A 21,504-nucleotide genomic window follows, 5' to 3' on the forward strand; every position below is an offset into this window, starting at 1 on the left:
GTCGCCCCTGCTTTCAGTTAGCTAGATACAAGTTCCGCGCCAACTAGGCTTCAGCCTTGAACATCAGGCTGCGCATATCATCCAGCTGCTTGGCTAGCTTGAGCACTTCCTCGCTGGGCATCTGCCGGATGAGCTTGCCGGATTCACCATCCAGCACCTTGACCACCACCTCGCCGGTGGAGTCGTCGATGCTGAAGTCGAGGTTGCGGTGATCCTCTTGAAACTTCGATTTCAGCTTCGACAGGGCGCCATCCACATTGCCGTCTTTCGGCTTTTCGGCCTTGTCCCCGTCCACCTTGCTGGCCTGGGAAACCGGCTTGACCGAGGAATCCGCCGTGGGCGCCGCAGCGCTGAAGGACGTCGCGGCCGCAGGGCTCGATTGAGCGCTATAGGGCCTTACCGCTGAAAAACCCGTTGTCTTGACGATGTCCATTGTAATGTCCTCACAACGCATGAAAGGGAGAAGGGGCGTCCCCCTTCTCCCTGCCTAGACCGATCTCTGCCCTTACTGGAGCAGGCTGAGAACCGACTGCGGCAGCTGCTTGGCCTGAGCCAGGATCGCAGTACCAGCCTGTTGCAGCACCTGATTCTTCGACAGGTTCGCGGTTTCCGCGGCGTAGTCGGTGTCCTTGATGCGGCTACGGGCGGAGGTGGCGTTCTCCGAGATGTTGGTCAGGTTGCTGATGGTGTTGTCGAAGCGGTTCTGCACCGCACCGAGGTCAGCGCGCTGGGAGTCGATGTTGGCCAGGGCCTGGTCGATCACGGACAGGGCCTTCTGAGCGCCGTCAGCGGTAGAGATGTCGACGTCGGAGACCTTGCTCAGCGAGGACTTGGTGTCGCCGAAGATCTTGGCGGTGTCACCGGTCATGGCGAAGGTGGTAGGCGAATCGAGCTTGACGTAGCCCATGCCCTGGCCGCCGTTGGCCCGGATATCAACCGCAGCGCTGGTGCTACCGTCCGACTTCTGCGAAGCAACCTTGATAGCGCCAGCTGCGTTACCAGTATCTTTGCCGAAGGTGACGTTCTCACCGGTCGCCGAAGTGATGGTCAGTGTCTTGGATTGACTATCGTAGTTGGCGGTGACGCCCAACTTGGCAGCGTTAGCGTTGAGCTGGTCAGCCATGTCCTTGGTGCTGGTCACACCGACCAGGTTCAGGGAGTTGCCGCCCACGGTCACCTTCATGTTGGCCGAACCACTGCTGATGCTGTCGGTCACGGTCAGGACGGTACGCGCCGAGGCGGCGAGACCGGGGATCTGGCCGTTCATGGCGCCAGCGATGGTCTTGGCGGAATCGCCAGCCTTGTAGTTGACGTCCTGGCTCTTGCCGCCGCCCACCAGAGTGATCTTGCCGCTGGTGGTCAGAGCACCACCGCTACCGGCAACCACGCTGCCTGCGCTGGTGCTGGCACCGCTACCAATCTGGTTGGAACCCAGGGCGGTAGCCGAGGTGTCCTTCAGGGTGACGTCGATGGTTTCGTAGGCGTTGGCGCCGATCTGGAAGCTGGTGGTGCCGAAGGAGCCGTCCAGCAGCTTGCGACCGCCGAAGGTGGTGGTCTGGGCGATCCGGGTCAGTTCGTTCTGCTGCGCGGTCACTTCCTTTTGCAGGGCGGAGCGGTCGGCGTCGCTATTGGAGCCGTTGGCGGACTGCACGGCCAGATCACGGATACGCTGCAGGATGTTGGTGGACTGCTGCATGGCGCCTTCAGCGGTCTGCGACAGGGAGATACCGTCGTTGGCGTTGCGAGTCGCCTGGTTCAAACCGTTGATCTGGTTGGTCAGACGGTTGGAGATCTGCAGACCGGCGGCATCGTCCTTGGCGCTGTTGATACGGCTACCGGTGGACAGGCGCTGCATGGAGGTAGCCAGCGAGCTGGACGCGTTCTGCAGGTTACGCTGGGTGTTCAGGGAAGGGATGTTGGTATTGACGGTAAGTGCCATGGTGGCGTCTCCAGTTGAACCTTGTGTGCCTGAGCATGCGAATGGGACCTGCTTGCTCAGACGCCCCTGTATTTCGCATTCATCTTGTTTATCGGCGCCTGTCGCTAGAACTTTAAGGGTGTTTGGCGATTTTCTTCGCCAGACACTTGACAGTGATCAAACGCCGGAGAGTGACATCCAAGTTATCGACGGGAGAGCCGTTTTATTTAATGGCGAACCGCACTTTTCATCTCGGTGTTCAACCGGGGAGCCACGCAGCCTGCCAGACATCCAGATTCTGGCCTTCCAGCATCCAACGCCCGAGTACCTGCTCACGCAGCAGATCGCCCTGCCCCGCGGTGGCATCCAGATCGGCTAGCTGACCGCGGATGGCATCGCACCAGTCCTTGAATCGGTTGCGTACCCGGATGACCGTCAGGTCGCCCTGATAGGGCTCTATATCCGAGCACACCACCGGGAAACCGCAGGCGCCGTATTCGAGCAGCCGCAGATTGGTCTTGCAGCGATTGAACAGGTTGTCTTCAAGTGGGGCGATGGCCAGATCAAGATTCAGGCTGGCCAACTTGGCCGGGTAGTCATCGATGAAGACCCCCGGATGGAACTCATGCACATAAGGCCTGAGCCGGTCGGGGCACATGCCGAAAAAGACCCACTCCACCTCATCGGCAAGCGCCTGGATAACATCCACCACCAACTCCAGATCGCCGGTATGGCTGCTGCCCCCCGCCCAGCCCACCCGCGGCTTGCGTCCCTGTCTACGCTGGGGCTGCCGCCCCGCCCACCAACGTGGAGGCAGGAAGTTCGGTACGACGCGTATATCGGCATTCATACCCGTCAGGGCCACGCCCAGCGCTGGCGTGGAGACCACCAGCCGATCGCAGGTCGCCACAGCCTGACGCAGCGCCTTGAGGATGTCCTTGGGTATCGAAGCGCGGTGCACGCTCTTGAGCGGCAGGTTGGGCAGATAGTCGTCCAGTTCGAACACCGTGAAAGTGCGCGACAGCTTGTGCAGGCGGCGCAGGCTGTCCCGCTGGTCATCTGTGATCTGCCGCTGCAGGACCAGGGTATCGACCGAGAAGCGCTCCAATTCCACGGGTGTCGGATGCTGGGCGCAGATCAGTCCTTCCACCCGGCCGGCATCGCGCAACGCCATCAGCGGCTGGCGTACCCGGTAATGGCCGCAGCCTGCCTCGTCAGCGGGACAGACCAGAATCTGCGGCAGCACGGCCTGCTGCAGGCGTCGGGTGCCGTATTCGAAGGTGAAGCCGCTGCCAGCCAGGGACAGTTGAGGGTTATAGGCCGGATCACGCGCCAGCACAGATAGCCAGCGCTCTTGCAGCGCTTCGCGCTCGACTGCGCGCTGTTGATCGACGGCGGCAGCATCCAGACCATCCTGAACGACGGTCACCTGAGGGGTCCAGACGTTGAGATAACCCGCCTGCCGCAGCCGCAAACAGAAATCCACCTGGCCATAGGCCAGTGGAAAGCGCTCCCCATCCCAGCCATCCAGCGCCAGGACCAGTTCGCGCCTGAGCAACAGGCAGGTCGCACCGAGAGCGCTGTAATCCTGGACCAGCTGCAGCCGGCTCAGATACCCCGGAGCCTGCAGGTCTTCTCCGGCGAAGGCGGCACTGGCCGCATCGTCCAGGCCCAGCAACATGCCTGCTTCGAGAATTTGTCCCTGGGCGTCGCAGACCCGTGGCCCGACGGCGCCGACCTCCGGCCGCTGCCCTTGATCGAGCAGGATCTCCAGCCAATCCGGCTGCACAACCACACAGGTGGGTTCGAGCAGCAGCAGGAAATCGGCTGAACTGGCTTGGGCCACGGCGTTGACCAGCGCCGAGCGATTTGGCTCACCGTCAAAGCGCCAGACCTTGACCTGTTCTGCATCCAAGGCTTCCAGGTCATCCAGCCAGCGACGGGTCGCCGCCTGACGGCTGCCGCAGTCGACCAGCAGGACCTCGAAATGAGGGTAGCGCGTCTGCTCCAGCAGACTGTCCAGGCAGCGCTGGACGTATTCCAACTCATCCTGCACCGGGATGATGACCGACACGCCCGGTGTCGCCTGGTGGCCATAAACGATGTGATAGCGCCGCGGCAGGAAGGCCTCGACCCGGGCGGCCGGATAGCCACGCGCTTGAAGGTGTTGCTCCAGCGCGACCTGTTCTCCCGGTTCCACGGTCAAGGCGGGGGCATCCGCGACCAGCAGGACCTCAGGCAGATGCTCGATACCGGCACCGGCATGGCGCTGGATCAAACGCAATACTAGGTCCAGCGGCGCGGCTATCCCATAAGCCGGTTCCAGACCACCAATCGCCAGCAGACTCTGCTGGCGTACCGCCCAGTGGCGTCCGAACAGCGCCGGAAAGCTCAGCAGTAGGTCCAGGTTGAAATCGGGGCGGAAGCAGGCGCCAATGGCACCTTCGACCGAGCGCTGTAGTTCATCGGCGAAACAGGCGTGGCTGAATGCACCTTCGGGATCCTGCAGTTGCAGACGCGCCAGCGTCGACGTGAACAGCAGCGGACCGCTACGGGTGAATTCGCTGCCGGCCAAGACGGTCAGCCACCAGTCGCAGCGGGTCGGGCCCTGCTCCAGCATCCGGGCCGCAGCGGCCATCATGATCTCCCCTGCCCCTACCGAAAGCCATTCCATACCGGCCTCCAGGGTAGCGGGTGGGGGCGTGGTACTAATAACCACCGGTGTCCAGGCCGCACCCAGCGCCTGCTGCAGGCTGCTCAGGGTCCGCTGTACCGCGGCATCGTCCTGGTCATCATCGAGAATCAGGATACCCAGCAGCTGCCGACCGCGACCCAACTCGGTCAGCGGACGCTCCAACACCTCGCGTTCCGCTGCGATGGGTAGCCGGGCATCCAGCCAGGCCAGCAGCCGGGGGACCAGACCGACGGCCATCTCGCCCATCAGTTGCGCTACGCGTCGAGCGGCATCGCCCTCTTGGGCGACGTTGTAGTAGGGGGCATGGAGCGCGCTGGAGGCGACCTGGCATGCCCGGGCGGCCGGGTCACGCAGCAAGTGGCCCAGTGCCTCGGGCAATTCCGCTGCAACGACGTCGGCGATACCGGCCTCGGCTGCGTAACAGGGTCCGAAGGGCATATTGCCGGGATGCCGCAGATTGATGGCGGCGGTACCGCACAGCAGGGCTTCCACGCAGTAATTGGAATCCACGGCGATCAGCACATCGGCGACCACCGGCCACAGCGGACCATCCTCGACCAGATAGAAATAGCGGCCCGGATCGGCCTTGCGTTCGCGTAACAGCTCCCCTACTCGCGTCTCGCCGAACTGGAAGTTAGGTGGCCGATCCTTGATCACCGGATTGAAGGTCAGTCCCGCACTGAACAACGTCTCGCAGGCGTCGATGAAGGCCGCCACGGTCCTTTCGAAGATGGCCTGATCACCATGGGCGCTATGGCGGCTCGCCCAGGTGGTGCCGAATACCACGATGGGCTCACCAGCGCGTAGTCCGTGCCTGGCGCGCAGGGTTTCGGCGTGCTCGGCTCGTGCGGCGCGACGGGCCGGGATGCCATCCCAGGCCGGGTTACCGGTAACCCTCAGGCGCTCCGGCGGCACACCATAATCCAGATAGCCTTCCAAACCCCGCTGGCCGTAGACGGCGGTGATGTCGGCTACTTGCCGACTGTGCACCGTATAGGGATCGTTCAAGGCCAGGGCGTGGGACAGATGCAGCGATGGAATCCCTTGACGGCGTGCCCACAGCATCGCCACTTTGGCGATGAGCATCACGTCTTCGTTGCCCAGTACCAGGCTCAGCCGATAGTCGCGCTGAGCACGCGCCAGCCCCTCCAGCAGCGTCACGACGGTAGGTAGCTCAGCCTCCAAGCCGGCGTCGATCAGGGTCCGCAGGGCTGTCCAGTCTTCATTGTCGAGCCGCCCTGGAGGGCCTTGGTCGAGCCAGAGCTGCAACCGGGCCTGCCAGTGGTAGGTATCACGCTGAACAGCAAAGACGCCGGCATCGTCCAGCTCCTGATCCAGTACGAAGACTTTGCTGCCGGCCTCGTCCACCACGTCCAGCAGGCCTTGGGACACATAAGGCGACAGGGTGAGGAGAGTCAGGGGACCGTGCCGGCTGAAGAACTCTCGCAGCACCGGCAATTGGTTATCCCAGAGGAAGGCAACGATGGCAGGGGCTTTCACGAGGGCGTTCTCCGTGCCGGAAAATACTGCCGCAGTAGCGGCGTCATCAGGGAATAGTCGAGGCCACGCAACAGTTCCTCCTGCTCGCCAGAGCCATGTGCCCAGGCTTCCAGGATCATCATGGCCTGCTGATCGATCGCTTCGGCGGCCTGCCACTCCTGCAATTGTCGCACCGCTGGCGTAGGCAGCAGGGCCAGCCAGTCCAGCTGCGGATAATGCCGCTGCAATACCTCACCGAGCATGAGCAACACCTGCTGGGCACGAAGAGAGGCGGTGACTTCGGCCTGACTCGCTGCCAGCACCTGTGTACCTGGCACCAGGCTCAGGTGATCGCGCAAGGCTTGGTCGCGCTGGGCTAGCTGCTGCAATACCGCGCCGGGATCTACCGGCACGGCGCATTTTTCCGCAGCGATTAGGCAGCGCCCGCTGGCCCGCGGTGCCAGCCTGGCGAAGACCTCCTGCTCCAGACGCAACGCCCAGGCCAACAGTGGCTCATCGCTGGCGAGCCAGGACAGTAGACGGCGCCACTTGTGTCTGTGATTCACACCGCGATAGAGCCAGGCGTTGTCCCAGAGCCCGGCATAGGGTTCGACGGCAATGACCGCAAGGCCCTGCGCGCTCAACTGGCTGATCAGTTCGCTGACACTGCAGTACGGCGTTCGCGGATCCTTAGCTGCCAGTCGCCGTCCGAAACTCTGCCAGTGCTCTGCAGGACGTACATCTAGGACCAGTCGACCGCCCTCTTCCAGGGCCGCGGCATACTCACGCCAGCGCTGCTCGGCCGGCACTTCGACCGGCAGCGCGGCATAGGCTTGCAGGTTATGGGTTGTGGGTATGGATAACTGCTCGGCGCTCAGCCGCCAGGGTTCGCTACCGGGATGCAGGTAGCGCAGAGCGAAGGCATCTTCCACCTGTTGCCGCAGCCGATCGATACCCGCATTACCAAATAGCCAGGGACCGTCGGAAAGTGGAAGGTCGGTCGTGGTCCAGTCCTGGAGTGACTGGCTGGGTACGTGTTGGAGGGTCATGGTTGACACCGTCTCCCAAAGAAAAAGGTTTCAGCCTCAGCCAGGCCGACGCCGGTATAGCGCCAGATCACTGCGCACCTTCACAGAATGGACGTCACCAGCAGGTCCTGGCGTAAACACAGGCACTACTGATCGCGCTCCTGGAGGTGATGCCAGTCCAGGGCCTGGCCCCGCTTGAGCGGTCCTCGAGCGACGCTATTCAGGACCCGCTCGAGGTGCCTGGGCGCCAGGCCCAGGCCGGGACGAATGGCACGGACATTGGCCTCGCTGAAGGACTCGCCGGCTGCCATGTCGCGTACCACATAGAGCGAGCGGCGGAAAACCAACGACTTGCGTTCGTCGGGCGTAGGTCCGTAGTGCACTTGCCCCAATGCCTGCCAGGCACGCTCGGTCTCCGCCACAAGGGCCTTGAGCTCGTCAGGCTCCAGCGAAAAACTCGCATCCACGCCGCCTTCCGCCCGGGACAGGGTGAAGTGTTTCTCGACCACGCTCGCGCCTAGCGCTACGGCGGCTACTGCCGCGCCTACGCCTGGCGTGTGATCGCTGAGTCCGATCTCGCAGCCGAACAACTCGCGCATGTGCGGAATGGTACGAAGGTGAGTATTGGCCGGACTGGCGGGATAGGTGCTGGTGCATTTAAGCAGGATCAGGTCACGACACCCGGCCGAACGGGCGGCCTCCACACATTCCTGCAGCTCGGCGAGGCTGGCCATGCCAGTGGAGATGATCAGCGGCTTGCCGGTTGCGGCGACGCGCCGAATCAGCGGTAGATCGACGTTCTCGAAGCTGGCGATCTTGTAGGCCGGGACGCCAAGGGACTCGAGGAAGTCCACAGAGGACGCATCGAAGGGTGTCGAGAACACCTCAAGGCCACGCTCGCGGGCGCGCCGGAAGATGGGCTCGTGCCATTCCCAGGGCGTATGGGCTTCACCGTAGAGCCGATAGAGCGAGGTCCCGGCCCAAAGGCTGGCCGGATCACCGATATGGAATTCGCCCTCGTCCAGATCCAGGGTCATGGTATCGGGTGTATAGGTCTGCAGCTTAAGGGCATGGGCCCCCGCGTCGGCTGCGGCGTCCACCAGAGCCAGTGCCCGGTCCAGGGACTGGTTATGGTTACCGCTCATTTCGGCTATGACGAAAGGCGGGGCGTCGCGCCCTACCGGCCGGTTACCAATACGCAAGGCAGTCATGATGAGATTCTCGGCAGAGAAAGCTGAAGTTGATGATCACGCAGCAGGAAACCTGCGCGCTGGAAAAGCTGAAGAGAGGCTAGGTTGCCTGGACGCACCTGTGCCTCTATGGATTCCAGATCGGTCCAATGACGCTGAACAGCCTGCTCGCCGCACCGCAGCAGGTGCTCTCCCCAACCCTGACCAAGGCGTTCGGGCAGTAGGTAGATAGAGACCTCGGCCCCCTGCCCCCGTTGACGGTCGTAGCGCAGTACGCCAACAGGCCCATCGAGCGTCTCGGCAATCAGCAGCAACCGCCGCTCAGGCTGGGCCAGCACCTGTCGCAGCCAGTCCTGATGCTGCTCCCAGCCGATAGGATCGGTATTGACGGAGGCCTGTCGCACCCGCTCGGCGTTGCGGCCACGAAAAAGCAACCGTGTATCCTCGAACGTCGCCGGACGCAGATGCAACTCCATACCCAACAGCGCCGTCGCTACACGGGTGGCGCCCCGGCCATCCACCAGCGTCCTGCCTCGGGCCGCTAGGCTCTGTCGGAGGCCTGGACTCGCCTGTAGCGTCTGCACGGCCGCACGATAGGCCGCGCCACTGACCTGCGCTGCATCGCCTAGGTACAGATGGGCCCCGGCAACCGCCAGGGCCTCGGCATTGGCGCGTTGATTGGGCGCCAGAGAGACGCAGAGACTGGGAATACCCAGGCAGGCCCGCTCCCAAGCCGTGCCGCCGCCGGCACCTATGCTCAGATCAGCTTTCCGTAGCAGGCCAGCGAAGTCTTCAACATGCTGCCAGAGCCGCCAGGTCGGACGTCCCCTGCAGCGTTCGACGAGTTCGGTCCAATGGGGATTGGCTGGCCCGGCGACGACATCCACCTGAAGCTCGGACAGGTCGGCAAGGGCAGTCAGAACCTTGAGGGTCTCCCCGGCCGCATCCACACCACCGAAGCTGACCAGGACACGCTTGATCGGGCCCTGGCACTCCGGACGTGGATTGGCGAAGGCCGGTCGCAAGAGGGCGAAACGAGGCCCCGCCAGAACATGTGCCACTTCCGGCAAGGCAATAGTCCGCATCTGCGCCGAGAGATTCTGGTCCAAAAACAGATCGACGGCATGGCGACGAGTATCCAGGTCATCAATGGCCATGACTCGCCGAGCTCGCAGACGTACGGCGGTCTCCCATTCGTGACCGAGCCCATAGTGATCCACCACGCACCAGGCAAAATCCAGCTCCGCTGGTAATGCCTTCCAGAGTGCCTCGATATCTTCCTGCCAGGGCAACGCTGCTTCAAAGTCGCTGCGTCGGTCCGGGACCGATAGCGCATGAGCTTCATAACCGCGGCTGGCGACCAGCGCCAGCAGGTCCCCCGGGCCGGAGCGACAGGCGAAATGTACCTTGCAACCCACCGCAGCCAGAGCGTCGGCCAGGGTGAGACAGCGCATAACATGGCCTGAGCCAAGCGACAGCGAGGCATCGCATCTGATCAGGATGTGCATGAGCGTTCCACGTCGGTCAGCAGAGCCTCATACAGCAGCTCAGCTCGCTGCCAATCATCGAGCGTATCGATGTCCTGCACCCGATGGCGCGGCAGGCGTACCGGCAACGAGTGCGGCGCATGCAGGGGCGCGCCCTGCTCCCAGGCTTCAGTGCGTCCCCAATAGAACTGGCCGGCATCGTGGAAGGCGGGTTCCAGATCCTGGGAACGGGTTTCATAGAATTCCGGATAGAGGGATTCGACACCACCATCCGCACGCAGGCGCAGGGCCCGCTGCACCGGCGAGGCAAAGTCGGTCACGGTGAAGGCATAGGCCTTGTCAGGATGCTCTTCGAGCAACTCCAGACCCCGCGCTAGATCCTCCGGGGTGACGAAGGGCGCGGTGGCGTACAGGCAGCAGGCGTAGGTAAAGACCTCGCCCTGCTCGCATAGAAAACCCACCGCATGCTGGATCACCTCGACGGTACCGGCATGGTCATCGGCCAAGGCGGCGGGACGCATGAAGGGTACTTCGGCGCCATACGCTCGTGCCACCTCGGCGATTTCGGCATCGTCGGTGCTGACGATCACCCGGGCGAACAGTCCGCTGTCCAGAGCGGCCCGGATGGAGTAAGCGATCATGGGCCGCCCATGGAACGTCTTGATGTTCTTGCGGGGGATGCGCTTGCTGCCACCGCGGGCCGGAATGATGGCGATGGCGGTCACGCCTGTTTCTCCAGCAGGAACCAGGAGATGTCATCGGCCGGGAACAGCGGGTCGCGGTGATAGGCGAAGCCATAGTCCAGCAGCCGCAGGTCGGCATGGCGGTCGAGCAGCTCACCGGCGAAGTCGCGCTTGAACAGTCGCTCGGCGTGGCCGCGATAGCTCACCTCCACCGGCGTCGGATTGTAGTACTCGGCAACCAGGATGAAGCGCTTGCTGGCCTGGTACAGCTTGTCGTAAGCGGCAGGCAGCAGATCCGGTGGCAAATGGATCAGCACACCCTTGGTGAAGGCCAGGTCGACGCTCGCAGTCACGGCATAGTCGAACAGCGAACCTTCCCAGATCTCGGCTACTTCCAGTGCCCGCGCCAGGGTACAGGCCTTGCCATTGAGCTCCACACCCTGCAGCTGGGCATGGGGCAACAGGGCCCGCAAGGCTTGCAGATTGAGGCCACGGTTGCTGCCCAGCTCGAGGACGCTGTCCAGGATGCCGGCACGGGCCAGGGCGCGGCCGAAGAAGGCCAGGCTGCTGGCCACGGCCGCAGCGCCGGCGTTGCGATCGACATAGGCGTCACCGAATTCACCCTGCCAGAAGCGCTCCTGGGCGGTCATCTCTCGCATTACTCTCTCCTCTAGTTCAACAGGGTGGCCAATGTTTGAACCACCCTATCCTGCTGCGCCTCGCTCAGGTCGGCGTACAGCGGCAGGCTCAGGGCCTGGGCGTAGTAACGCTCGGCCTCTGGAAAATCACCGGGCGCGAAACCCAGGGCGTGGTAATAGGGCTGCAGATGCACGGGAATGTAGTGCAGGTTGACGCCGATACCGGCGGCTCTCATCCCGGCGAAAACGTGAGCACGCTGGCCCCCATCCACCCGGATAGGAAAGAGGTGCCAGGCCGACTCGGCTCCGGCCTGGTCGCCGATGAGGCCGACCGGCACTTCTGCCAACAGCTCGCGATAGCGCTGAACCAGCGCGCGCCGGCGCGTGATGAAGGGCACCAGGCGCTCCAGTTGCGAGAGCCCCAGAGCGGCCTGGATATCGGTCATGCGATAGTTGAAACCCAGCTCCAGCTGCTCGTAGTACCAGCCACCCTGTGCCTGGTCCTGCAGCAGCCCCGGGTCGCGGGTGATGCCGTGGCTGCGCAGTCGCCGCAGGCGTTCTGCCAACGCGGCATCCTTGGTGGTGAGCAGCCCGCCTTCGCCAGTGGTGACGATCTTTACCGGGTGGAAGCTGAACACGGTGATGTCGGCCTGGGCACCGGAGCCCACGGGCTGGCCGGCATAACGTGCGCCTATGGCGTGAGAAGCGTCTTCGATCACCTTGAAGCCGTAGCGCCGCGCCAGGACCTGGATCGCGGCCATGTCGCAGCTCTGGCCGGCGAAGGCCACTGGAACCAGGATCTTCGGCAGGCGCCCTGCCCGCTCGGCAATGTCCAGCTTGGTAGCCAGCGCCGGGACGCTGAGATTGAGGGTGTGCGGATCGATATCGACGAAGTCGACATCGGCGCCGCAATAGCGCGCGCAGTTGGCGCTGGCGACAAAGGTATTGGGCGAGGTCCAGAGCAGATCGCCAGGGCCCAGATCCAGCGCCAGGCAGGCGATATGCAGGGCGGCCGTGGCATTGCATACGGCCACGCCATGCATCGCCTCACAACGCTGTGCCACCGCCTGCTCGAAGCGCTCGATCATCGGCCCCTGGGTCAGCCAGTCGGAGCGCAATACCGCAGTAACGGCCGCAATGTCCTCTTCGCTGATGGATTGCCGCCCGTAGGGGATGGCACTCATGGGCAGCGCTCGACCAGTTGGCGCAGCGCCACGACGTCCAGGTAGTCGGGATTGCTGTCGGACAGGTATTCGAAGCCTGGCTCGACCGGACGACCCTGCTCGCCCAGGCCATCACGGGAATAATCACAGGGCTGACTAAAACTCATCGCCGGGGTGATGACGTAGTGGCGCGCGAATTCCAGGGTATGGGGACTGTCATCCCGCGAGATCATCATCTCGTGCAGCTTTTCGCCTGGTCGGATGCCCACCTGGCGTTGCGGTAATTCCGGCGCCAGGGCAGTGGCCAGATCGACGATGCGCGCGGAAGGAATCTTGGGTACGAACAGCTCGCCGCCCTGCATGCGCTCGAAGCTGCGCATGACGAAGTCCACGCCCTCGTCGAGGGTGATCCAGAAGCGCGTCATGCGCGCGTCGGTGATCGGCAGATCCTCGGCACCCTTGGCGATCAGCTTACGAAACAGCGGCAGCACCGATCCGCGGGAGCCAACCACGTTGCCGTAGCGGACCACGGCGAAGGAGGTGTCGCGACTGCCAGCGATGTTGTTGGCGGCAACGAACAGCTTGTCCGACAGCAGCTTGGTGGCGCCGTAGAGATTGATCGGACTGGCCGCCTTGTCGGTGGACAGGGCGATGACCTTTTTCACACCGTTCTGCAACGCCGCGGCGATGATATTTTCCGCACCATTGACGTTGGTGCGGATGCATTCGGTGGGGTTGTATTCGGCGGCCGGCACCTGCTTGAGGGCGGCGGCGTGCACCACCAGATCGATGCCACGCATGGCCTGTTGCAGGCGCTGCTCATCGCGTACGTCGCCCAGGAAGTAGCGCATGCAAGGCGCGTCGAACTCCTGACTCATTTCGTACTGTTTGAGCTCGTCGCGGGAGAACACCACCACCCGCTTGGGTTGGTAGTCGCTCAACAGCCGCTTGACGAAGGCGCGACCGAAGGAACCGGTACCACCCGAGATGAAGATCGACAGGCCATCAAACATGTTGCTATTCCTTCGCGATGAGTCGAGCGGCCACCGCGGCGGAAAACCGTCGCGACCAGCCTATCGGAAGAGTAGCAGCAAAAAATCGGCCAATCTCGGTTGCGAGTCGGTAGGTTGTCTTACAGGTATTTGAACAGACTCAACTGCGCGATCTTCACGAAACTCTGCTGCGACGCCTGCAGCACCGTGTTCTGCAGGGCGTAGCGAGACAGGGCCTCAGGATAATCGAGATCCTGGAGATCGGACTGTACCGACTTGTTGACCAGGCTGACGTTGGCGATGAAATCACTGGTTGAGTCGATGACGTTGAGGCGCGCGCCGACCTTGCCACGTACCCCGTCGACCTGGGTGTAGGCCGTGTCCAGGTTGCTCAGGGCCACGGCGGCACTGTCACGGATCTGGTAAACCCCCTCGGTGCTGCTGTCGCCATTTTCCAATGCCTTGCGCAGGTCGGACACCACGTTGAGCAGGCTGCGCTTCTCGTTGGAGGTGTCGCGGGTGATCTTGAATTCGTCACCCGCAGCCGGGGCACCATTCATCTGCACCTTGACCCCACCGTAGCGGATGAACTTGCTGGCCTCCTGGGTGCTGTTCAGGCTGTCCGCCTTGAGCTGGCCGGCTGGCGGATTGGCCGGATCGTAGGCTGCCCATTCAGCCGCCGTGGGGGTCTTGGCCAGATCGTAGACGACATATTTCTTGTCATCGAGGAAGTGAATACCAATGCCATCACTGGCGACCGGCGGCGCGCTGGCCGGAAAGGTCGAGTCATAGGCACCCTTGTCCTCCACCAAGCCAAGCGAGATCCGTCCGGTACCCGTATTGGTCGCCACCTTGGTGGTATCCACCCGATTGGCGTTGAAATTGTTCTCGAAGGCGTCCTTGCCGCTGTCGCTGATGGGCACGAAGGTGGAGCTGGCGATCTGCACGCTGCGCTGGCCTTCGTCGCCGTTATAGCTGTAGGTGCCGTCGGCATTGCGCACATAGGGCTGGGTGTCGCCCATGGAGCCGGAGAACAGGTACTTGCCGCTGGCGTCCTTGCTGTTCATCAGGTTCATCAGCTCGTCTTCGCGCTGACCAACCTCCTTGGCCAGGGACGCGCGGTCGGTTGGGTCGAGGGCTCCGTTGCCAGCCTGGACCGCGATTTCGCGGATACGCGTCAGTACCGTCTCCACGGAGGTCAACATGGATTCCTGGGTGGTGAGGCTGTTCTTGGCCGCGGTCATGCCGGTGTTGTACTGACCGTTGAGCGCCTCTTCCTGGCTCAGTTGCAACAGCTTGATCGACGCTACCGGATCGTCCGCCGGAGTGAGGATCTTCTTGCCGGTGCTGATCTGCTCCTGGGAGCGACTGACATCGCCATAGTTGTTCTGCAGGCCGCTGATGCCGTTGTTGAACGCCTGGACGGTAGAGATGCGCATGGGCGGGTTCCTTATCTGAAGGCGCCGATCAAGGTGTCGAACAGCGACTGGGCGATCTTGATGACCTGCGCCGAGGCGCCGTAGTACTGCTGGAACTGGACGAGCTTGGCAGCCTCTTCATCCAGGTTCACCGCGGACAGGGAATCGCGATTGTCTTCCGACTGCTTGAGCACGGTCTCGCTGGCGGCCGAATCCACCCGCACCTGGGCAGTCAGGGTACCGACCCGCTCCACCAGGCCGCCGTAGGCATTGTTGTAGGTGGTACCGGTGGTGCCATAGCCGCCCATGGTGGTCTTGGTCTGCAAGGCCACCAGGTTCAGGGCATTGCGGTTGTCCGAGACAGCGCCACTGTTGGCGCCCAGGGTGAAGCTGTCACCATCCTGCGGGACGCCGCTGACGTTGAAGTCGTAGCTGTAGCTGTTGTTCGTGTTCGGGTCGGTGTATTGCAGCCGTAGCGTATTGGTCTGGCCCGAGGTCAGGCCGGTAGTGGACGGCGAGACGTAACTCAGGCTCGCACCGGTAGGCAGGGTCCCGGTCAGGTTGCCGGCGGCAGCACTGAAATTCAGCTTGATGCCGCCATTACCAAACAGCCGTCCCAGGTCAGCGGTACTGACCGGCGAAGGCGCATTCTTGAGATCGGGCTGGGTAATGGCCCCCGTACCGCGGTTGTTGGTGGTGCTGGCGGCCTTGGCGGTTCCGGCGAAGCCCAGTTGGCTGGACTGGCTCAGATCCACGCTCATCTGCGCCGCGCCGCGGCGAGTGGGTTGGAGGCTGAAGACGTCGCCCGCCTGGGCCTTGTTCAACTCGGACGCGGTGAACTGCACCTTGAAGCCCTGATCGGTGCCCTTGGCATCGGCGAAGGTCAGGGTGACCGGATCGGTCCCGCTCCGGGTTACGGAAATGCTGGTGCTGTCGCTGATGCGCAGCGCCTTGAAATTGGTGCCGTCGAAATCCAGCCGGTAGTCGCTTGGATTGAGCTTGGCGGTATCGGTGATGTTGAGTGTTGCGGTAGCCGAGCCGAAGTTGGTCGACCGCCCCATGACCCGCAGGCCGGTGCTCTGGCCACCGTTGACGTCGCTGAACAGCGCCGAACCGGCATTGCCCGCCAGGTCCAGGCCTTGCCCCAGCTGCTTGTTCAGGGTATCGGTCAGGGTCAGCGCCAATTGACCCAGGCTGTTGAAGGCATGGTCCAGCGCCGTGTCCCGGTAGGACAGCAGGCCCCCCATCTCACCGCCCCTGACCTGCGAAGTGATGATCTGCGAGGTACTGCCCGCCGTCAGGGTGACCTGATAGCGCGACGGATCGTCGTTGCCCGGCTGTGCGGCCAGGGTCGAGACGTTGCTGCCGACCACCAGTGGCTGACCGGTCCCCACGAAGAGATTCAGCGAGCCATCGTCCTGACTGATCACCTGCAGACCGACCATGCCGGACAGCTGCTTGATGGCCTGGTCGCGAGAATCGATCAGATCGTTGGGCGCTGCGCCCGCCGCCTTGGAGCGGGCAATGGCATCGTTCAGGCTGCCGACGCTCTTTGCCAGGGAATTGATCTGGCCGGTGAGTGCCGACAGCTGATCGTTGATCTGGCTATTCTGCTTGTCGATCTGGTCGTACAGGGTATTGAAGGACTTGCTCAGGCCCTGCGCCTGGGCGAGCACGGCCTCCCGCGCCGGGACCGAGGACGGATCCTGGGAGGCGGTCTGCAGGGTGGCGAAGAATTTCTGCATCGCCGGCGTGATACCGGTCGTGTTGTCGGACAGCAGGCCGTCGAGCTGGGAAATCTGGCTTTTGAAAGCCTGCAACTCGCTGTTCTGGCTGTTGGCCGTGCGGACCTGACTGGTGAGGAAATCGCTGGCGAGACGGCGCACATCCACCGTCTGGGAGCCGGAGCCCACATAGCCCGCTCCATTGAACTGGGCGATGTTGGTCTGCTGGATGGCCTCCTGCCGCGAATAGCCAGGCGTGTTGACGTTGGCGATGTTGTGGCCGGTAGTGGTCAGGGCGTTCTGCGTGGATCTCAGGCCCGACAGACCAATGGAAAGTAGATCAGCCATGGCTCACCTCAACCGCGGGACGGACTGGTGCCCAGGGAGGCGACCGTCTGATAGGTGTTCATGTTGCGGGCGATCTGGATCACCTTGCGTGCGTATTGCGGATCGGTGGCATAACCGGCCTGCTGCAACCCCTGCATGAAGCGCTCGGAATTGCCGTTGGTGGACAGCGCCTTGTCGTAGCGATCATTGCTCTGCAGGAAGTTCACGTAGTCGTGAAAGCTGTCGGCGAAGGAATCGTAGGTGCGAAACTTCGCGGTCTCGGTCACCGCCTTGCCGTTGACGAACTCCTGGGTCACCGCGGGAGCGCTGCCGCCATCCCAGCCGTGGGACTTGATGCCGAACAGGTTGTTGCTGTTGCTGCCATCGGCCTGCTTGACCATGTGCTTGCCCCAACCAGTTTCCAGCGCCGCCTGGGCGACCAGGTACTTGGGATCCACGCCCAGGCGCTTTGCCGCGGCCTCGGCCATGGGCATCATGGTGTCGACGAACTCCTGACGGGTACGGAAACGGGTCTTGCCGGTAGCGGCAGTGCTGTCCACGCTGGCGACGGCCTCGGTCGAAGCGGCCGGCTTGCCGGTTGGCGGCGTAGCCTGCTGGCGCCAGGCGCTCTGAGCGGCCGCGACTTCCTGGAAGCTCTGCTTGAGGGCAGCGCCCTGCTCAGCCGCGCCGGAAATGTTGGCGGCGGTACGCTCGGCCAGTCGCCCGGGCAAGGCAAGCCGGCGCGAATTGAGCGCGCTGGAATCGTCGCGCCCGGCGGCGACGGCATTCGCCGGCTTGAGGCCATGGCTCGCCACGTCGTTGAGCTTGGCATTGCGGCCAGCGGCCAGCTGGCCGTCGGTGGGCGCCGCCTGGCCAACCTGAGCGAAGGGATTGGGGCGGGCCGACGGCTGGGCGGTCTTGCTCAGCTGACGCTCCAGGACATTGGCCAGGCCGATACCGCCGCCATCCCGGGACAGGGAGACGGCCAACTGCTGGTCGTACATGTCCTGGTACTGCTTGGTGGTCTCGCTGGAAAAGGGGCTGTCCTTGTCCGCCAGCGCCTGGTTGGCGCTGCGCATGGACTTGAGCATCTGGTTCAGGAACAGCGACTCGAATTCGCCCGCGACTTTCTTGACGTTTTCCGCGCTGTCACGATCCTTACCCTTCATCTGGGCCAACCGATTCAGGTCGGTGAAGGCCCCCGAATCCTTGACGTTGCCGTAGTTGCCACCCAGACGAGATTCCATCGCCCGCTCTCCTTAGATTACGATCAGATCGGCCTGCAAGGCGCCGGCCTGTTTCAACGCTTCGAGAATGGCCACCAGGTCGCTGGGCGCCGCGCCCACCTGATTCACCGCTCTCACGATTTCGTCCAACGTGGTGCCCGGACCGAACTTGAACATCGGCTTGGCCTCCTGCTTGGCCTTGACGGTCGACTGGGGCGTCACCACCGTCTGCCCACCCGACAAGGGATTGGGCTGGCTTACCTGCGGGTCCTCGCTGATGGTCACGGTCAGGCTGCCCTGGGTCACCGCCGCTGGCGAGACCTTGACGTTCTGGCCGATGACGATGGTCCCGGTGCGGGAGTTGACGATGACCTTGGCCACCGCCTGCCCCGGATCCACCTCCATGTTCTCCAGGATCGAGATGTAGTCGACGCGCTGGCTGGGATCCACCGGCGCCGTGACGCGAATCGATCCGGCATCAACAGCTGATGCAACACCCGCGCCAAGTGTTTCGTTGATCTTGTCAACGATGCGTTTGGCGGTGGTGAAGTCGCTGCGATTCAGGTCCAGCGTGATGCTGTTGCCCTGGTCGAAGCCACTCGGCACCGGTCGCTCGACAGTGGCCCCATTGGGAATGCGCCCGGACGACGGAACGTTGACGGTGATCTTCGAACCGTCGCGGCCTTCGGCGTCAAAACCCCCGACCACCAGGTTGCCCTGGGCGATGGCGTAGATCTGGCCATCGATACCCTTGAGCGGCGAGAGAAGCAGGCTGCCGCCTCTCAGGCTCTTGGAGTTGCCGATGGAAGACACCGTGATGTCGATGGTCTGGCCGGGCTTGGAAAAGGCCGGCAGATCAGCATGGATAGATACCGCCGCGACGTTCTTCAGCTGCGCCGTGGTGCCCGGCGGCACCTTGATGCCGAACTGCGCCAGCATGTTGTTGAAGGTCTGCACGGTGAAGGGCGTCTGGGTGGTCTGGTCACCGGTACCGGGCAGCCCCACTACCAGGCCGTAGCCGATCAGCTGGTTGGTCCGCACGCCCTGGATGCTGGCGATGTCCTTCAGACGATCCGCCTGGGCCAGGGGCATGACCAGGGCCAGGGCGGCAGCGGCGATGAGGCTCTTGAACATGGCGCTTATCCTCAGAAGGGCATCAAGGGGCTGCCGAAGAGCTGGCTCAGCCAGCCCGGCTGACTGGCATCGGCGAAGGCGCCGGTGCCCGAATAGGTGATACGTGCATCGGCTACGCGGGTAGAGGACACGGTGTTGTCGGTGGCGATGTCGTCGGCGCGGACCATGCCCTGGATGCGCATGAGTTCGTTGCCGGTGTTGAGGGTCAACCACTTCTCGCCACGCACTACCAGGATGCCATTGGGCAGCACTTCGGCGATGGTCACGGTCAGCGAACCGGACAGGCTGTTGCCCTGGGCCGCCGTGGACTTGCCGGTGTTGGAGCGGTTACCGGAGAAACCGGCATCCAGACTCAAGTCGCCATCGGCCAGCGGATTGGGAATCTTCGGCTTGGCGCCAAACAGCGAAGTCAGCCCAAGGGTCGCCTTGGTGTTCTTCGCGATGTCGGAACTGGCGTTCTTGCTGGCCTGGGTCCGCTCCTGCAAGGTAATGGTGATGATGTCGCCGATGCGGAAAGCCTTGCGGTCGGTATAGAGATTCTGCTCGAACCCCGACTGGAAGATGGCGCCGTTGTTCTGTGCGGCTGGCACCGGGGTACGCGGCAGCACCGGGGCGTAGTAGGGATCGTCCGGCTTGGCGGCCGGGGCTACGCATCCTGCGAGTACGAGCGCTCCCAGGAGCGGGGCGACGGCGAATAGAGGTTTCATGGAGCGCGTCCTCACAGGGGATTAGAGCTGCTGGGTAACGAAGCCGAGCATCTGATCGGCGGTGGAAATGACCTTGGAGTTCATCTCGTAGGCGCGCTGGGTGGTGATCATGTTCACCAGCTCCTCGACCGTGCTCACGTTGGAGTTTTCCAGGGTGCTCTGCAGCACGGTGCCAAGGCCGTTCAAGCCTGGGGTACCGACCTGAGGCGCGCCGCTGGACGCGGTCTCGCTGAACAGGTTCTGGCCCACGGCCTGGAGGCCGCCCGGGTTGACGAACTGGGCGATCTGCAGGTTGCCTATGACCTGCGGCGCGGCCTGGCCGGCGGTGGTGACCGACACGGTGCCGTCTTCGCCGACGGTGAAGGTCTTGGTATCGGCAGGCAGCACGATGGCAGGCTGCAGGGCGAAGCCATTGGCGGTGACCAACTGGCCATCGGCATTGAGGTGAAAGGTGCCGTCACGGGTGTAGTTGATGGTCCCGTCGGGCATGGTCACCTGGAAGAAGCCATCGCCGTTGACAGCCATGTCCAGCGGCTGGTCGGTGGTCTGCAGCGAACCCTCGGTGAAGTTCTTCTGGGTGCCGACGATGCGCACACCGGTACCCAGCTGCAGACCGGAGGGAAGCTGGTTGTCCTGGGTGGACTGGGCACCGGGCTGACGGCGGATCTGGTACAGCAGGTCCTGGAATTCGGCGCGGTCGCGCTTGAAGCCCGTGGTGGACACGTTGGCCAGGTTGTTGGAGATGGTGGTGAGGTTCATGTCCTGGGCGGACAGACCGGTCTTGGCGACCCACAGTGACGACATCATGCTGGTATTCCTCGAAGTGCCGGTTTTACGTCGGCGCTAGCCGTTATCAGGAGAATTGCAAAACCTTTGCCATCGCCGCGTCGTTGTCTTCCGCGCTGCGCATCATCTTTACCTGCAGCTCGAACTGGCGGGACAGCGACAGGATCGAGGTCATCTCCTCCGCCGCATTGACGTTGCTTGACTCAACGAAGCCGGAGACCAGGGAGACGTTGGCATCCATGGGCGGCGCCGCCTGCCCCTGCTTCATGTGCAGCAGGCCATCGAGCCCCTTTTCCATCTGCTTGGTATCGGGGTTGACCAGCTTGATGCGATCGACCTGGGCCAGGGCGTTGGCCGCCTGACCGGAGCCGCGCACGGTGATGCTGCCGTCCTGACCGATTTCCACTTTGGAAGCGGGCGGCACGGCGATGGGACCGCCATTGCCGAGCACCGGCAAACCGCTGCCGGTCCGCAGCATGCCAAGGGGGTCGATCTGCAGGCTGGAGGTGCGCACATAGGCCTCCTTGCCGGAGGGATCCTGGACCGCGACGAAGCCCGGCCCCTGGATGGCCACGTCCAGGTCACGGCCCGTCTCCTGCAGCGCGCCAGGGGTGAAGTCCGTCGCCGGCCGCTCACTCATGGAGTAGACGCGCGACGGCATGGTCTCGCCGAACACCTGCATCGAGCGCGCCTGTTCGAGATCCTTGCGGAATCCCGAAGTCGAGACGTTGGCCAGGTTGTTGGCGTGGGCGCGCTGGGCCATCTCGTTCTGGCTGGCGCCGGTCATGGCGACGTACAGCAGCTTGTCCATCTGATCCTCCGACGGCGGCAGATTGCCGCCAAGCTTGCGTTCGGAGGTTCTTTAGCAAGCCCCGTTCCAAAAACTTAAAACCCTTTAAAATCAGTAGC

The 21,504-nt window shown here is 63.2% G+C and carries 17 protein-coding genes; all 17 read right to left on the bottom strand.

Features of this window, described 5'->3' with window-relative positions; translation table 11 throughout:
* Nucleotides 1-43 precede the first annotated feature (43 nt).
* Complete coding sequence (locus PJ259_RS08910; protein WP_271655502.1) at nt 44-433, bottom strand: flagellar protein FlaG; 390 nt, start codon at nt 431-433, stop codon at nt 44-46.
* Between the two features lie 72 nt (nt 434-505).
* Nucleotides 506-1,939: a flagellin gene (locus PJ259_RS08915; protein WP_271655503.1), complete on the bottom strand. Its 1,434-nt coding sequence runs from the start codon at nt 1,937-1,939 to the stop codon at nt 506-508.
* Between the two features lie 238 nt (nt 1,940-2,177).
* Nucleotides 2,178-6,113 (bottom strand): glycosyltransferase, encoded by a 3,936-nt coding sequence (locus PJ259_RS08920; RefSeq protein ID WP_271655504.1) that lies wholly within the window; start codon nt 6,111-6,113, stop codon nt 2,178-2,180.
* The gene (locus PJ259_RS08925; RefSeq protein WP_271655505.1) at nt 6,110-7,141 is read right to left on the bottom strand and encodes a hypothetical protein; all 1,032 of its coding nucleotides are present in this window, start codon (nt 7,139-7,141) and stop codon (nt 6,110-6,112) included. Before PJ259_RS08925 ends, PJ259_RS08920 begins: the two co-directional genes overlap by 4 nt.
* 125 nt (nt 7,142-7,266) lie before the next feature.
* A complete protein-coding gene (pseI, locus tag PJ259_RS08930) occupies nt 7,267-8,331 on the bottom strand; it encodes a pseudaminic acid synthase (protein WP_271655506.1) in 1,065 nt (354 codons plus the stop codon).
* Nucleotides 8,328-9,818: a UDP-2,4-diacetamido-2,4,6-trideoxy-beta-L-altropyranose hydrolase gene (pseG, locus tag PJ259_RS08935; RefSeq protein ID WP_271655507.1), complete on the bottom strand. Its 1,491-nt coding sequence runs from the start codon at nt 9,816-9,818 to the stop codon at nt 8,328-8,330. Before pseG ends, pseI begins: the two co-directional genes overlap by 4 nt.
* Nucleotides 9,806-10,522, bottom strand: a complete 717-nt coding sequence (pseF, locus tag PJ259_RS08940; protein ID WP_271655508.1) for a pseudaminic acid cytidylyltransferase — start codon at nt 10,520-10,522, stop codon at nt 9,806-9,808. The genes pseG and pseF overlap by 13 nt, the downstream gene beginning before the upstream one ends.
* On the bottom strand, nt 10,519-11,139 hold the full coding sequence (locus PJ259_RS08945; RefSeq protein WP_271655509.1) for a pseudaminic acid biosynthesis-associated methylase: 621 nt from the start codon (nt 11,137-11,139) through the stop codon (nt 10,519-10,521). Before PJ259_RS08945 ends, pseF begins: the two co-directional genes overlap by 4 nt.
* 11 nt (nt 11,140-11,150) lie before the next feature.
* On the bottom strand, nt 11,151-12,302 hold the full coding sequence (gene pseC, locus PJ259_RS08950; protein WP_271655510.1) for a UDP-4-amino-4,6-dideoxy-N-acetyl-beta-L-altrosamine transaminase: 1,152 nt from the start codon (nt 12,300-12,302) through the stop codon (nt 11,151-11,153).
* On the bottom strand, nt 12,299-13,294 hold the full coding sequence (pseB, locus tag PJ259_RS08955) for a UDP-N-acetylglucosamine 4,6-dehydratase (inverting) (RefSeq protein WP_271655511.1): 996 nt from the start codon (nt 13,292-13,294) through the stop codon (nt 12,299-12,301). Before pseB ends, pseC begins: the two co-directional genes overlap by 4 nt.
* A gap of 119 nt (nt 13,295-13,413) precedes the next feature.
* Complete coding sequence (gene flgL, locus PJ259_RS08960) at nt 13,414-14,712, bottom strand: flagellar hook-associated protein FlgL (RefSeq protein ID WP_271655512.1); 1,299 nt, start codon at nt 14,710-14,712, stop codon at nt 13,414-13,416.
* 11 nt (nt 14,713-14,723) lie between these two features.
* On the bottom strand, nt 14,724-16,763 hold the full coding sequence (gene flgK, locus PJ259_RS08965; RefSeq protein WP_271655513.1) for a flagellar hook-associated protein FlgK: 2,040 nt from the start codon (nt 16,761-16,763) through the stop codon (nt 14,724-14,726).
* A gap of 8 nt (nt 16,764-16,771) precedes the next feature.
* Complete coding sequence (flgJ, locus tag PJ259_RS08970) at nt 16,772-17,989, bottom strand: flagellar assembly peptidoglycan hydrolase FlgJ (protein WP_271655514.1); 1,218 nt, start codon at nt 17,987-17,989, stop codon at nt 16,772-16,774.
* A gap of 12 nt (nt 17,990-18,001) precedes the next feature.
* Nucleotides 18,002-19,102, bottom strand: a complete 1,101-nt coding sequence (locus PJ259_RS08975; RefSeq protein WP_017642015.1) for a flagellar basal body P-ring protein FlgI — start codon at nt 19,100-19,102, stop codon at nt 18,002-18,004.
* Between the two features lie 11 nt (nt 19,103-19,113).
* Complete coding sequence (gene flgH, locus PJ259_RS08980; protein ID WP_059315608.1) at nt 19,114-19,809, bottom strand: flagellar basal body L-ring protein FlgH; 696 nt, start codon at nt 19,807-19,809, stop codon at nt 19,114-19,116.
* Between the two features lie 21 nt (nt 19,810-19,830).
* Nucleotides 19,831-20,616, bottom strand: a complete 786-nt coding sequence (gene flgG / locus PJ259_RS08985) for a flagellar basal-body rod protein FlgG (RefSeq protein ID WP_017642013.1) — start codon at nt 20,614-20,616, stop codon at nt 19,831-19,833.
* 46 nt (nt 20,617-20,662) lie between these two features.
* On the bottom strand, nt 20,663-21,406 hold the full coding sequence (locus PJ259_RS08990) for a flagellar basal body rod protein FlgF (RefSeq protein ID WP_017642012.1): 744 nt from the start codon (nt 21,404-21,406) through the stop codon (nt 20,663-20,665).
* Between the last annotated feature and the right edge of the window lie 98 nt (nt 21,407-21,504).

The organism is Pseudomonas sp. JBR1 (genome assembly GCF_028198185.1).
In the GTDB taxonomy this organism is placed as follows: Bacteria; Pseudomonadota; Gammaproteobacteria; order Pseudomonadales; family Pseudomonadaceae; genus Chryseomonas; species Chryseomonas oryzihabitans_E.